Below are 13850 nucleotides of genomic sequence, written 5' to 3'. Positions count from 1 at the left end.
TTAAGACGCTAAAGGATTACACTGGGCGGTCGAGAGTAACGAGGCCAGACATCCTGACTGACCCGCGTTTGGAACGCTTTAGGCGGCGACACGTCAAGCATTCGATGTCATCAGACGAGTTGGTACAACGCGTGGCCACGTCGAGCGAGATGATAAGGTATCCCCAGCGTTCGGGTGATGTGGACGGCTGGCCCTTTTAATTGTGGATGTCTGCGAACTGCAGCGGCCCGACAGTGGCATTGCGATGCTCGCTTGCCGTTGCATGGGCGTTGCGACGGTCTCCCAGGCCGGACACAATGTCAAAGCCAGTGTTTCGGCTATCATGTAGTGCGACGTATAGCTCGATCATCCTGGGCGACGTGTTTTGAATTTCAATCCGCTTGCCTCCGTCTGCGATTGACACCGTGCCAAACCTTGCAGGCAGAATTCGTGGCCACGTTTCTGTGGATGCCAAGACTGACGCTCCGCTGTCAAAAACACTCGTGCCCAATGTGCGGTGCCCGTCGTCAAACGCAACGGGCAAGACAGCACTATGTTCCGCCGGAATACGGATCTTGAACAGTTCAACATCGTGAATCCCCCTGACGCTCACCGGTTCGGAGCGCGACATTTGAACAACCGCTGGACCGCCACGGAGACCTTGGGTTTCCTTGATTTGATCATTCAGATCCTCGAACCAGGCACCTGCAAAATCGCCACCCAGATGTGGAGCGTCCGCTTTCATGAGTTGGGCGACATGAGCGTACCCAAAAGCGTTGGGATGAAAGGCGCCCAGGGTCGATTTCATGTCACCCTGCTGGCTTTGTGCTGACACGCGGTTGGTGTTGTACCAAGCAATCGCCGGTCTTTTCTGTGGCTCATAGGGAACGGGGTGCTTTACGGCCTCATTGTAGCGCATATGACCGAAGCTGGCGTAGGGATAGGCTCCGCAGATACCGTGTTCCGACGGCAGATTGCCCTGATCAATCACCCGCCACGTGTGCGTTGATGCTGCTTCGCGCATGGTGTTTGTAAGCGCGTTGTAAATGTTCTGATCGACCCAACGGAACATTTCCGGTTCAATCTCGGCCAGGAAACCGGCCGGCCCGGGCTGCGGAACTGCAACCGAACAGTACCGCGCCACGCGCGATCCATCTCGCATGATGCGCGAGGTTTCAGAAGTTGACAAAACAGCACGAGCGCCTTGCCATCCATCCTCATGGCTTGCGCCAAAAAATGGTGGCAGGATCATAAAGACGTCGCCGGCCAGCAGTCCATCCACCCTCCAGCGGTCGAATACTGCGTCAAGGAGTCCATACAGCCTGGGAAGCTCTGCGCGACCGGGTGTATCTGCAACGAAACTGCCATCCGCCTCTTTAAGAAATTCTCCAAAAACCACGTCAGACTGCAAGTTCCGCCAGAGGCCGGTTTCAAACGCATCCTTGATCTGTGTCAGATCATTGTCGAAGCTTTCCCACGCACCGAACGACGCCTTGATGATGTTTGCAAAGCCAGCGTCGTTTCCGCCAATCGAAAGATAAAGCGTATCGACTGCGCGGACCCCATCGACGCCCTGAAAGCCCCCGCCCTTGGGTGTCCCGAGGATCGTTTCCAAAGCAGCCCTTTGCGAGCGCGGTGCCGCAACGCGCAAAGCTTCATTGGTTGCCCCACCATAGGGGCCAAGAATGCCCGTTCCTATTGTGGCGCCGGTTTGTGCCAGGTTGATAAAGGTGACCGAACTTCTTGGATCGTAACGTTCGAGTGCAAGCGCATATTGGGACGCATGTGTGAAGGAAGAGCGATGGCCCGTCAGGTTCTCAACGAAGTCCTTGTGAATTCCTTTTGAAAGTTCGTTGAGGTCGAACGCATCAGTCAATTCGGTTGTCAGGTCGCCCAGGTTGTTGGTGCGAATGACAGCAGTATTGCTTTGGCGCGGCAGTGGCAGTCCATGATCCGCCCACAGACTGGGAATGTGATATGCGAACTTAAGCGGATTAGAGGTCAGGTCGTTCGCGCTTTGGTCGGTTACGTGTATTTCACCCGTCAATCCGCTCGTCCATCTGCGTTTCTGTGGGCCAAAGCGGATTTTTTCGGGCGCGCCTTCCCCAGCGGCAAAGCTGTCTCCCATGACCACGATAAGATGGTCTATGACCTCTATCTGGCGGATGGCTTTCGGGGCATCCGAACCCGAGCCAAGTGCATAAGTTACCTCATGCTTTCCCTCGGGCAGGCAGACGCGAAACGTTCTGTCCGTGAGAGGGCCGGACGTGGTCTCGCCATTGGCAGTTGTCACTGTGAACCTTGGAACGCGATCGGGAATATCCGGCACGGGCGCATGCTCGGTACGGTAGTCCGCGCGAATCCCGGTTTCGATCAGGCCGGTGCCAGTTTTCGGGATCGGCTGTTCAAGGCCCGTAAGTGTTCGGGCTTCAAGATGAATTTCCTGCCGGGTCTTGATCCGTTGGACCGGGAATCCGAAGTCCGATCCGGCATCCTTTAGGTGAACAGCAAAGCGTGCTGGTTCACGTGCGCAAACAGTCGCAATCGGGCTTTTGCATGCGCAGCCATCGAGATTCACGGGGCTAGGGCGGTTGAGCGCATATGGTGCTGAATTTGGCAGATCAATGGTCCCGGATGTGTTGCGATCCAAACCGTATCGGGCCGGCATTTCGTAATCGAAACGAGGCTGCGCTGCGGGCGTATTCCATTCATCGACAAACACCACCGGCATGTCGTCATCCGCTGCGTCGTCGGATGGAGGAAGGTCGCCGATGCGCGCGCCGCGCCAGTCCCGGACGTTGCCGCCCTCGAGCGGGTAGAGAATCCCTTCGAAGTCGTCCGCCTCTCGTACAATGTGAAAGCCGTGCCAACCTGTATCTTCCGAAGTGAAGAGCACGACGCCAGCAAGCGAGCAATCGGATGCCCAGGTTGCTTCAAACGGGTTGCCACGTACGGTCCCAAAGATGTGACGTCCTTCTTGCCTGATCTCGGTTTTTCCGAAACTTGTGAACCAAACCCCCTGCCACGAGCAGGAGCCGCTCGTGAGAGTTTGGGCCGCGCCAGTTTGCCTGGTCCCGGACCAAAGACCATTGGGCACGCTGCCTGCCTCGGCCCATGTTCCAGTAAAGCCTTGACTGTCGCGCTCTTCGAGTTGCCATTGGAGCGGACCGGTTTGGCCTGAACGCGTGTTTAGAAAGACGCCATCAAAGCGACATGCACTCACCTGACCTGCAATGACGCCGTTTCCGAGGGGGTAATCGCCAATGAGTGATGAACCCTCCTGCTTCAATTGAATATCTCCGAAGGAGGTATTGTAGCTGCCAGTCCAGTCACAGGCGCATGCCGCGCTTGCAAAGGCTATGAATGCCGACGTCAAAATCGGAAATTGGAAATGAGTTCTCATCAAATGGGTCTCCTGAAAATCAAATTGAAATAACCCTGCTCCAAATGCTTGAGTGGCTTGCAATCCGTCCATCTCAGTGCGTCGCTTCCGTTGGATGGTGGTCACGCTGCGGTAGTTGATTTTTGTCGCTGGTTTCTGACCGAAGACGTCAGAGATTGGACGATCCGCGGCTGAGGTAAGACCAGTCGCGACATTTGATCCTTCTACGAGGTGGTTGCTGGAGCGAGGTGCACGCGTAGACAATCGTTGTGAGTACGCTGCGCTGTAAACTATCAATTTTGATGAAACTGGTGCTCAGTGGAACCGCGTATTGTGCGTACGGAAGGGACAAGTGACTCTGTGAAGAACAAAACTGAGCCCGCGCTTGATCTTGTCGCGATCGCATACAAGGTCGCCATTGATCCAAGCCGGTTTGAAGAGTTGTTGACGAGTTGGGACCAATGGGTTGGGACACGTCCATCAGGAGAGGGAGAATTCTCGGAGTTACTGCCGGATTTTCTGAGTGCTATTGATGCCTCCGAGCGATTGAGCGAAGCGAAACAGGTGCCGACCGCGTTGGAACGTGTGCCTTCTCCTGCGGTTCTCATGGATACCTCTGGCCGTGTGCTGGCAACGAATGCGGCGGCTGAACTGCTCCTTGCGGAGGATGTCTTGGACACCGATGCTTTCTTCGCTCAGTCACGTCGCAGCGCTGTTGGTTTTTCCGATAGCGCCCAAAAGCTGTTTCGGCTTGGCGGTGGTCCGTCACGTCGCAGCTTTCTTGCCTTAGAAATCCCGGCAACTGCAGCAATTGCCGAGAATTATCCAGGCGCACACTCAATGCTATTGGTGTCCCTCATGGACTGGAATGAGGAGTTTGAAAGTGAATTGGTGGAGCGGCTGGCACTCAGCACTGCTGAAATCAAGGTGGCGCGCGCGCTGCTCGAAGGGCGTACGGCGCAAGAGGCCGCAAGTGATCTGGGGCGAAGCCTTGCCACGATCCGAAGCCACATCAAGACGCTACTGATCAAGACCGGCGCGCGGCGTCAGACCGAACTCGTTCAGTTCCTGACCATACTTCGGCAGGTGTCGAGTGTCGTGCACAGAGCAGAACGACAAGTTGTCGGTGCCCAAGGCGTTCAATCGACCCTGCTGGCGAACAGGGGGGCTGTTTTAGAGGTGACGGACTACGGGCAGGGGCGGCCGCTCCTTTACTTCACCACGTCGTCGCTCCCGTGGGAGACGTCTGCCGTGCGCGCTGCGTTTGCAGATGCGGGTTTTCGCGTGATTGCGCCCTGTCGCCCAGGTTTCGGTAGGAGCACCCGGGAAGATGGGGATGCTTCTGATGCTCTGATGCAAATCTGGCTTGATCAACTGTTGGACTTGGCCGGTGACAAACCGCTGATTGCAGGACACAGGGAAGGCGGTATTCTTGCCGCGCGCGTCGCAGCCGCGTCTCTCAATGCAGGCCACGACATCGCTGGTCTTGCCTTGATCTCGACCGGCGCTCCGGTGCGCGACGTGGCGCAGCTTGACAATGCGCCTCCAAGCGTACGCCGTAGCTTTCTGGCCGCTCATTTCGCTCGAGCGGCGTTGAAACTCGGTTACAGCGCCGCCGCCCGTCTTTTTCAATCCGGGAGGAAGGGACAAGAAACATTGGTTCGGTTTTTCTGTCATGAGTGCCCTAGGGATATGGCGCTGATCGAGCAGTCTGATTACTTCGAAATTGTACGTGGAAATCTGAGCTTCTGCTTCGAGCACACGTACCAGATCGTCCGTGATTTGGAAAAGTGGGGGAGGGACTGGTCGCATGATTTGGAGCTGGTTGGTGCACAGGCGCCTGTGTTGTTTGTACAAGGCATGAAGCACCATTTCTTGCCAATGGAGAATGTTGCGCGTCTTTGTGAGCAGCACAAGACCATGCGGTATGTTGAGCTTCCAATTTCCGGACAGCTTGCGCTGTACGAGTTTCCGAAAGAAGTTGCTGAAGCGTGTCGATCCTTCACAAATTGAGCGTTGTGTAGGCGGGGCGTTCTGAAGCGCCGTTCAATTGGCCAAGTGAACTTCGCTGACTGCAATGGCTGGGAAACAGGTTGGAAGCGCATCATCCTGAACGCGCGACTGGTGTCCGAAGTGAGCCGATTACCGTCCGAATGCGGGACGTGTGTGGTTTGGCGATCCTTACTGCGATATGAGACTGCCCACGTCACAGCTCATGGGGCGTCCGCGGTAAAAAAAACCATGGCGCGGAACTGGGAAATCTGGCGTCCGCACGGTTGTGTGAACTTGCGCATTTGCCGGATGCGCACGCCGCATATTTGGTCGCAACCCCGCGGCCATTCTCCTTTCCGCACATGGTCAATTGCATTAATGGCGCAAAGGCGTTTACCGTAGAACGAGATCTATATCGACGTTTTTGCGTGGCTTTGCCAGTGTTTCACGCTTTTCAACGATACTTGCCAAATTGCGTATCTGTGGCGCTTCCGTTTTTTCTACGAAACGCATGAGTTGCTGCGCAGCCAGGGATCCCATGAGGCGATGGGGGACATGCACCGTCGTCAGTTTTGGTTTGACCAATTTCGCCAACTCGATGTCGTCGAAACCGGTGATCGAAACGTCCAGGGGCACGTCGAGACCCATATCATGCGCGCGGTTCATTGCTCCGACCGCAAGAACGTCGTTCACACACATGACTGCGGTGGTCTGGGGCGCTGATCGCATAATCTCCTCAAATGCATTCGCTCCGTTTTCGACGGAGTAGGGCGTTTCGACTAACGGGGCACGCTGGGGGTCCAGTCCGGCCTCATGCAAGCCGACGCGTATGCCTTTCACGCGATCTGTTGCCCTGTCATTGCCTTCCATCTGGGCCGAGATGATCCCGATCTCGCGATGGCCCTCAGCCAACACGGCCTTCGTCAATTCGGTCATTGACTTGCAATTGTTAAAGCCGACGGCGGGGTGCTTTTCTTCTGGTCGGTGTGCCCATGACAGCAAGTAGGGCACCTTGCGGGCCTCGAGGAAGGCATAGATGTCCGGGTCGCGTTCATAGCCGATAAGCAACAATCCATCCGCACCGCGGGCCACGAGGTTCCTGATCTGCTCTGCCTCGCGTTGCGGATCGTAGCCTGTGCTGGAAACAAGCAGGGTATATCCCGCTTCATTCAGGGTCTCCTGAAAGGCCTGCAAGCCGCGCGCAAAAATGGCATTTTCCATCGTCGGGGTGATGGCGCCGATTGTGAAGGTCCGCTTGGCGGCCAGCGCCCGCGCGCCGAAGTTGGGTGTATAGCCAAGCTCCTCGACTGCGCGCATCACACGGTCCCGTGTAGAATCGGACACCTGCCCGGGACGGTTCAGACAGCGCGAAACCGTGGCGGTCGATACGCGGGCCACGCGGGCAACATCTTCGAGCGTGGGTAGAGTGTTATTGGTCAATGTCACCAAAACCCTGCGATCCTTTTGGTTTTCAAAGAACAATACTTCACAAACTCTGAAATTGCACAACCACCATGTAAGCCCTTGCATTCGGTAAATGTAAGCGCTTACAGTTCCGCCATCCAGCCATTACCGGGAACGAACCATGGCCCTCTTCGCGTCTCTTGCTGTCTTCATTGTCTACTTCGCCAATGTCGCGTCGGGCGCGTTCTTTGACACGGTTCTTTTTGGTGATGTGGGAGAGATGCTGGTGCTTTTCGCGGCCACGATCCTGTTCGTGATCGCGATCTTACAAAAAGAAGCCGCTCAAAAAGACAAAAACGGCGGCTGACCTGTTTCTAGGGAGGAACACATTAACGACGAACGCAAGGATCTCGCATCCGAAGAGCGCAGGAATTTCCTGAAATTGGCGACGACGGGCAGTTTTACCGCAGTCCTGGTCGCAGGCGCGGGAGGCATGTTGTGGTCGTCCGAAGCTGCGGCCCAGACCGCCAACGAAGAGCGTGAGCGTGAAAAGGCCGCCGAGCAGGTGATGATCATCGCCACAGCTTATGTGCCGGGCGCATCGCGCAGCTATCCGATCATGCAGCTGGATCTCAAGGAAAACATCCAGAACGCAACCAATGGCAAAGTCTATGTCAAGCTGGCCCCAGGCGGTCAGTTGGGCGCGGGCGGCGCATTGGTGCAGGCCGTTCAGGGTGGCACCATCCAGGCAGCTCAGCACTCGTTATCGAACTTCGCGCCCTTCGCGTCGACCGTTGACCTTATCAACATGCCCTACCTCTGTGGCTCCAACCAGCGGTTTACCAATTTGGTGACCTCCAATTTCTGGAAATCAACGGTTGAACCCAAGGTCGAGGAAAACGGATTCAAGGCCCTGTTCTACGTCAACATCGACCCGCGCATCGTTGCCGTACGCAAGGGCGGTGCAGGTGCTGTTCTGACACCGGGCGATCTGGATGGCGTGAAGTTCCGCGTGCCGGGCTCCAAGATGTTGCAACAGTACTACCGCATGGTCGGTGCGAACCCGACACCTTCGGCCTGGGGCGAGACACCGTCTGCCATCAAGCAGGGCGTTGCGGATGCGCTGGACCCTTCGGTTGGAGCGTTGTTCGTGTTCGGGTTCAAGGACATCCTCAGCCATGTAACCTTCACTCAGGCGGTGCCGGACAGCCAGGTCTATTCCTGCAACCTTGAATGGTTCAACTCGATGCCCGCCGGTATTCAGGAAGGCATAATATGGGGGTCTGAAATGACCGCGCACCAGAACCTATCCAAGGTGCCATCGGCCCGTGCCTATGCCATGGCCGAGCTGGCCAAGGCCGGGGTCGAGTTCCACTCGCTCGGCGCAGACCAGCTGTCCGAATGGCAGGCCGCAGGCGGCTACCAGCGTTCGGAATGGGATGAGTTCAAGGTCGAACTTGCGGGTTCCACGGACAACTTTTCCAAGATGGAAGAGGCCGCAGGCACCCAAGGCAAATACTACGTCCACGACGCATAATGCACAGGGCTGGGCGCGGCCATTTGGTGGCGCCCAGACCGTAGATAGGCGGGCGCGCTTGTACGCCGTCCCGCCACAGCACCTAGAGGCTTACAATGGAAATGTTGCGTCGCATCGACCGCAATGCGGAAAGGTGGCTGCTTTTGACGTTCTACGTCATGCTGGTGGTAACAATGGCTGTCGAAGTGCTCCGACGTGAGGTGTTTTCATACTCCTCGATCTGGGGCGAAGAGATCGTACGCTATTCCTTCATATATTTGGCGTGGATCGGTGCCGCTGCAGCGGTACGCGAACGCGCGCATATCCGTATAGACGTGGTTATGCATTACCTCGGGCCACGACCCAAGGCGCTGCTCCATATCTTTGGCGATCTGGTGATGCTCTTTGTGGCAGTCATTGCTGTCTACTGGTCCTACGAGGCTGTCCATATCTCGGCCAAATTCGGGTCGGTCACCGATGGCCTACGTATTTCCAAAGTATGGTTCCTGATGGCCGTCCCGCTGGGGTTTGCCCTGATGATCTGGCGGCTGATGCAGTCGCTGCGTCGCGATGTTCAAGCCCTTCGGACAGGCAAGCCTGTCTACGAAGGCGACACGTTGTTTGATTGAGGGGTTGACCGATGCTGTGGAATACCTTGAACCAAACCGTGGAACTGGGCTGGGATTTTTACCTGCCCGTGATCCTTTTTGTGGTGCTGATTGCCATGGCCGTTCCGGTCTGGGCGGCTATCGGTACCGCTGCAATCACCATGCTGGTGATGTCGGGCGATCTGCCGCTGAGCCTTCTGGGTGAAAAGCTGTTCACTGGCATTGACGCTTTTGCGCTGACGGCGGTTCCGCTCTTCATACTGACAGGTGACGTACTGGTGCGCACCGGGCTCAGTCGCAAGTTTCTGGACGTGGCCGAGGCGCTGACCTGCTTTGCCAAGGGTGGCTTTGGGTCCGCCACGGTGCTGGTCTGCGGGATGTTCGCGGCGATCTCCGGTTCGGACGCGGCGGGCGCTGCCGCTGTGGGACGGATGACCATCGCGCGACTTGTCGAGTCCGGCTATCCTCGGCCCTATGCCTGCGCCCTTGTTGCTGCGGGCGCTTGCACCGGCATCCTGATCCCGCCATCGATCGCCTATATCATCATCGGCCTTGTGCTGGGCATATCCGCCTCGACCCTGTTTCTGGCGGCCCTGATCCCCGGTCTTCTGATCCTCTTTTCGATCCTGATCACCAACCTGATCATGAACCGCATCTACAGCTATGAAGGCGGTGGGCAGATGACGATGGCGGATTGGGGGGCGAACCTGCTCCGGTCCCTGAAATCCGGGTGGTACGCATTCATCGTCCCCGGCATCATCTTCTACGGCATCTTTTCCGGCCGGTTGACGCCGACCGAAGCCGGTGCCACGGCCGTTGTCGTGACCATCGCCATGGGCTTTCTCCTGCGCACGCTGTCCTTTGCGGACTTCCCAGCGATGCTGCTGAGTTCGGCCAAGGTGAACGGGGTGATCCTGCCTATCATCGCCTTTTCCGCGCCACTGGCCGAAGCGTTGGCGATCATGGGTGTGCCGCAAGGGTTTGTAACCGCTGTGACCGGGCTGACGGACGAACCGTGGCTGCTGATCCTACTGATGATCGGTATTCTGATCGCCGCGGGCTGCGTGATGGAGACGACCCCCAACATCGTGATCCTCGCACCGATCCTGAAGCCACTGGCCGACAATATTGGCATGAACGAAATTCAGTTCTGCATCATGATGATTACCGCACTGGGGGTTGGTTTCATTACGCCGCCGCTTGGGCTTAACCTGTTTGTTGTGTCCGGGATCACGGGGGAATCCATCCTCAAGATCGCGGCGCGCGCTGTACCATTCGTACTGTGCATGTTCGTGGTGGTCCTGCTGATCGCTTACGTGCCTGCCCTGTCCACCACCCTGCTGCCTGAGATTTACAAATAGAGGTTCGAAATGACCGTTGAGTACCTGAAACGCGCAACGCTGACATCAAAATCGGGGGCGTCAGAAGTGCATGAAACCGTGGTGTCGATCCTGAACGACATCGAGGCGGGGGGCGATGCCAAAGCGATGGAATACGCCGCTAAGTTCGACAAGTATGAAGGCAACCTGTTGCTGACCGACGATGAAATCGCGGCTGCAACGGCGCTGGTGCCCGAAAAACTCAAGCAGGACATCCGCTTTGCCCATGACAACGTGAAACGCTTTGCAGAGATGCAGAAGAGCACGGTGGCTGATGTAGAAATGGAGATACAACCGGGCTTTGTGGCGGGTCAAAAGGCGATCCCCGTGGATGCGGCAGGCTGTTATGTGCCCGGCGGGCGGTACAGCCATATTGCGTCGGCCATCATGACCGTGACCACGGCCAAGGTCGCTGGCTGCAATCACATAACTGCCTGTTCGCCCCCGCGTCCAGACGTTGGTGTGGCTCCGGCCATTGTCTATGCCGCTCATATCTGTGGCGCGGACAAGATCATGGCGATGGGCGGCGTGCAGGGTGTCGCGGCCATGACATTTGGTTTGTTTGGCTTACCCAAGGCCAAGATCCTTGTGGGCCCCGGCAACCAGTTTGTGGCCGAAGCCAAGCGCATTCTTTTCGGTCGCGTGGGCATCGACATGATCGCGGGCCCGACCGACAGCCTGATCCTCGCGGACGCGAAGGCCGACGCGCATGTCGTGGCGACCGACTTGGTCAGTCAGGCCGAGCATGGCTATAACTCACCCGTGTGGCTGGTGACGGATGACCGCGCGTTGGCTGAGAAGGTAATGGAGATGGTGCCCGGCCTGATCGACGACCTGCCGGAGGTGAACCGCGACAACGCTTTCGCCGCTTGGCGCGACTATGCCGAGGTGATCCTGTGCGCCGATCGCGAAGAAATGGCGGCCACGTCTGATGCCTATGCCCCGGAACATCTGACGGTGCAGGCCGAGGATATCGATTGGTGGCTGGAGCGGCTGACCTGCTACGGTTCGCTGTTCCTTGGAGAGGAAACGACCGTGTCCTATGGCGACAAGGCCACTGGCACGAACCACGTACTCCCCACCTCTGGTGCCGCTAACTATACTGGCGGCCTATCGGTCCATAAGTACATGAAGATCGTCACCTGGCAGAAAGCGACCAAGGAGGCGTCCAAGGATGTCTCCATCGCAACTGCCCGCATCTCGCGGTTGGAAGGAATGGAGGGGCACGCCCGTGCCGCCGACGTGCGGCTGGCCAAATATTTCCCCGGCGAAAACTTTGACCTGTCGGCAGAAGGCTAAGCGAGGATGGATCACCCCAGTGCTCTTTTCGATCTCACCGGCCGCGTGGCCTGCGTAACAGGGGCCAGCTCCGGCCTTGGGCGTCAGGCGGCGCTGACATTGGCGCGCGCAGGCGCGCAGGTGGTTGGGGTGGCGCGCCGGGCCGAGGCATTGGACAGTTTGGTAGCGGAGGCGGGTACCAACGTCACCGGGGTCACTGCCGACGTGGCGCAGCGAGACGCGATCAGCGACCTTGTGGCGCGTGTGTCCGCGCCCTTTGGTGCGCCAGACATCCTTGTTCATGCGGCGGGCATCAATACTCGGCAGACGGCAGACGATGTCACACCCGAGGGTTGGGACCAAACACTGGCGCTGAACCTGTCTGCCCCGTTTTTTCTGAGCCAGGCCATGGTTGGGCCAATGAAAGCAAGGGGCTGGGGGCGGATTGTCAACTTTGCGTCACTGCAAACCACTCGCGCCTTTCCGGGCGGTATCGCCTATGGCGCGACCAAGGCCGGTATTGGCCAGTTAACCCGCGCCATGGCCGAAGCATGGTCACCGCACGGGATCACCGCGAACGCTATTGGTCCGGGCTTTTTCCCGACCGAACTGACGCAAGCGGTGTTTGACGATCCGGACCGTGCGGCACGCAACGCAGCGCAGACCTGCATGGGGCGCAACGGCACCATGGCTGATATGGACGGCCCTATCCTGTTTTTGTGTTCGGACGCATCCAGCTTTGTCACGGGCCAGGTCCTGATGGTCGATGGAGGCTTCACCGCAAAATGAAAGCGCTAATTTACGAAGGCGTGGAAACGCTGACCTACGGGGATGCTGCAGACCCTCAACCGGACGCGGGCGAGCATCTGATCCGGGTTGAGGCCGTGGGTATCTGCGGGTCGGACATGCATGCCTATCTGGGCCATGACGACCGCCGCCCGGCCCCCTTGATCCTTGGCCATGAAGCAGCTGGTACGAGCATTGGTGGGCCAAAGGATGGCACGCGGGTCACGATCAATCCGTTGGTGACCAACCCGAACAGCGCAGCCAGCCAGTCCGGTCGCGAGAACCTGTGCCCTAACCGCCAGATCATCTCCATGCCTCCGCGCGAGGGGGCCTTTGCGCAGCTGGTCACCATGCTCGAGGACAACCTTGTAGGTATTCCGGACGACGTCTCGACCACCAAGGCGGCGTTGGCTGAACCTTTGGCGGTCAGTTGGCACGCGGCCCGTCTGGCGCTGGGCGCGCTGCATCCGTCAATGGAACGCAAGGCGCTTGTGATTGGTGGTGGCGCGATTGGTTTGGCTGCGGCACTTGCGCTGAAGGCCATGGGTGTCGACGACGTCGAAGTGACAGAACCGAACCCGACACGGCGCGCCTTTCTCACCGACCATTGCGATCAACGGGTGCTGTCCGAACCGGACGGGTTCTATCTTCTGGTCATCGACGCGGTGGGCTATGCCGCAACCCGCACCCTTGCCAGTGCTGTGACGCAGCCTGGCGGTGTCATCATGCATGTGGGCCTTGGCGAAGACACTGGCGGCCTCGATATCCGACGGATGACGCTGCAAGAGATCACCTTCATCGGCACCTATGCCTACACGGCACAGGATTTCCGCGACACGGCGCAGGCGATCTTTGACGGTCGTCTGGGTCCGCTTGACTGGACCGAACAGCGCCCGCTGGCCGAGGGTTGGCAGGCGTTTCGGGACATTCGCGCAGGCATCGTGCCCGCCCCGAAGATCATCCTCATCCCGCAGGACGACGTTTGACGTACCACGCAAGGAGCCTTGCCATGTATTCGAAAATTCTGGTCCCGATGGCGCTTGATCACGACGTCTCGCCACAAACGCTGGACATCGCCAAGGCGCTGGCGGCACCCGGTGGTGACATTGTCGCCTTTCATGTCCACGAAGCCCTGCAAGGGTCAGTCGCGGCCTATGTGGACCAGGCCGTTGTGGACGAGGGCTTTGCGCGGGCGCGCCAGACTCTGACTGACAAGACTGCACATCTGGACGGTGTGCAGACTGAGATTGTCAGGGGTCACACCTACCGTTCCATCATCGACTACGCCGCACAGAACATTGTGGACTGCATCGTCATCGGGTCACACCGACCGGGGCTCAGTGACTATCTGCTGGGCTCAACAGCGGCGCGCGTGGTCCGGCATGCACCCTGCGCGGTGCATGTCTACCGAAGCACTTAATCCCAAAACACTCACCCCTAGGACCCTTCAGGAAGGCCCCGCATTCATGACGATAGACGCGAAGATCACGGCTGATTTTGTTGCGAACGGTATTTCGTTTGTGACG

11 protein-coding genes are annotated in these 13850 nt (G+C 58.0%); 9 read left to right on the top strand and 2 right to left on the bottom strand.

Going from position 1 to position 13850, the window contains the following annotated elements:
• Positions 1 to 196 precede the first annotated feature (196 nt).
• Positions 197 to 3382, bottom strand: coding sequence for an SGNH/GDSL hydrolase family protein (locus IE087_RS22265; protein WP_189371784.1), 3186 nt, complete (start codon positions 3380 to 3382; stop codon positions 197 to 199).
• A 339-nt stretch (positions 3383 to 3721) separates the two neighbouring features.
• On the opposite strand from IE087_RS22265, the gene IE087_RS22260 reads away from it, so the two are divergent.
• Positions 3722 to 5374: a bifunctional helix-turn-helix transcriptional regulator/alpha/beta hydrolase gene (locus tag IE087_RS22260; protein ID WP_189371783.1), complete on the top strand. Its 1653-nt coding sequence runs from the start codon at positions 3722 to 3724 to the stop codon at positions 5372 to 5374.
• A gap of 372 nt (positions 5375 to 5746) precedes the next feature.
• Here the strand turns inward: IE087_RS22260 and IE087_RS22255 are convergent, their stop codons facing one another.
• Positions 5747 to 6793, bottom strand: coding sequence for a LacI family DNA-binding transcriptional regulator (locus tag IE087_RS22255; protein ID WP_229801540.1), 1047 nt, complete (start codon positions 6791 to 6793; stop codon positions 5747 to 5749).
• Positions 6794 to 6938: 145 nt separating this feature from the next.
• Between IE087_RS22255 and IE087_RS22250 the strand changes: the two genes are divergently transcribed.
• The 8 genes from IE087_RS22250 (at position 6939) to IE087_RS22215 (ending at position 13744) form a co-directional block, all read left to right on the top strand.
• Positions 6939 to 7124, top strand: coding sequence for a hypothetical protein (locus IE087_RS22250; protein ID WP_189371781.1), 186 nt, complete (start codon positions 6939 to 6941; stop codon positions 7122 to 7124).
• 21 nt (positions 7125 to 7145) lie between these two features.
• A complete protein-coding gene (locus tag IE087_RS22245; protein WP_189371843.1) occupies positions 7146 to 8294 on the top strand; it encodes a TRAP transporter substrate-binding protein in 1149 nt (382 codons plus the stop codon).
• A 95-nt stretch (positions 8295 to 8389) separates the two neighbouring features.
• On the top strand, positions 8390 to 8902 hold the full coding sequence (locus IE087_RS22240) for a TRAP transporter small permease (RefSeq protein WP_189371780.1): 513 nt from the start codon (positions 8390 to 8392) through the stop codon (positions 8900 to 8902).
• A gap of 11 nt (positions 8903 to 8913) precedes the next feature.
• Positions 8914 to 10242 (top strand): TRAP transporter large permease, encoded by a 1329-nt coding sequence (locus tag IE087_RS22235; protein WP_189371779.1) that lies wholly within the window; start codon positions 8914 to 8916, stop codon positions 10240 to 10242.
• Between the two features lie 9 nt (positions 10243 to 10251).
• The gene (gene hisD, locus IE087_RS22230) at positions 10252 to 11559 is read left to right on the top strand and encodes a histidinol dehydrogenase (RefSeq protein WP_189371778.1); all 1308 of its coding nucleotides are present in this window, start codon (positions 10252 to 10254) and stop codon (positions 11557 to 11559) included.
• Between the two features lie 6 nt (positions 11560 to 11565).
• The gene (locus tag IE087_RS22225) at positions 11566 to 12327 is read left to right on the top strand and encodes an SDR family NAD(P)-dependent oxidoreductase (RefSeq protein WP_189371777.1); all 762 of its coding nucleotides are present in this window, start codon (positions 11566 to 11568) and stop codon (positions 12325 to 12327) included.
• Positions 12324 to 13310 carry an alcohol dehydrogenase catalytic domain-containing protein gene (locus tag IE087_RS22220; RefSeq protein ID WP_189371776.1) on the top strand — a complete coding sequence of 329 codons (987 nt, stop codon included), beginning with the start codon at positions 12324 to 12326 and terminating at the stop codon, positions 13308 to 13310. The genes IE087_RS22225 and IE087_RS22220 overlap by 4 nt, the downstream gene beginning before the upstream one ends.
• A gap of 23 nt (positions 13311 to 13333) precedes the next feature.
• Positions 13334 to 13744 carry a universal stress protein gene (locus IE087_RS22215; protein ID WP_189371775.1) on the top strand — a complete coding sequence of 137 codons (411 nt, stop codon included), beginning with the start codon at positions 13334 to 13336 and terminating at the stop codon, positions 13742 to 13744.
• Positions 13745 to 13850 lie beyond the last annotated feature (106 nt).

This window comes from Tateyamaria omphalii, from assembly GCF_014651375.1.
GTDB lineage: Bacteria > Pseudomonadota > Alphaproteobacteria > Rhodobacterales > Rhodobacteraceae > Tateyamaria > Tateyamaria omphalii.
The sequence above is the reverse complement of the archived record's forward strand: the minus strand, read 5'-3'. Positions and strand labels throughout refer to the sequence as shown.

What these genes read in the sequence shown, in the direction of transcription:
- IE087_RS22265 (WP_189371784.1), bottom strand. Translation starts at nt 3,382, where the DNA reads ATGAGAACTCATTTCCAATTTCCGATTTTGACGTCGGCATTCATAGCC.
- IE087_RS22250 (WP_189371781.1), top strand. Translation starts at nt 6,939, where the DNA reads ATGGCCCTCTTCGCGTCTCTTGCTGTCTTCATTGTCTACTTCGCCAAT.
- IE087_RS22240 (WP_189371780.1), top strand. Translation starts at nt 8,390, where the DNA reads ATGGAAATGTTGCGTCGCATCGACCGCAATGCGGAAAGGTGGCTGCTT.
- IE087_RS22235 (WP_189371779.1), top strand. Translation starts at nt 8,914, where the DNA reads ATGCTGTGGAATACCTTGAACCAAACCGTGGAACTGGGCTGGGATTTT.
- hisD (WP_189371778.1), top strand. Translation starts at nt 10,252, where the DNA reads ATGACCGTTGAGTACCTGAAACGCGCAACGCTGACATCAAAATCGGGG.
- IE087_RS22225 (WP_189371777.1), top strand. Translation starts at nt 11,566, where the DNA reads ATGGATCACCCCAGTGCTCTTTTCGATCTCACCGGCCGCGTGGCCTGC.
- IE087_RS22220 (WP_189371776.1), top strand. Translation starts at nt 12,324, where the DNA reads ATGAAAGCGCTAATTTACGAAGGCGTGGAAACGCTGACCTACGGGGAT.
- IE087_RS22215 (WP_189371775.1), top strand. Translation starts at nt 13,334, where the DNA reads ATGTATTCGAAAATTCTGGTCCCGATGGCGCTTGATCACGACGTCTCG.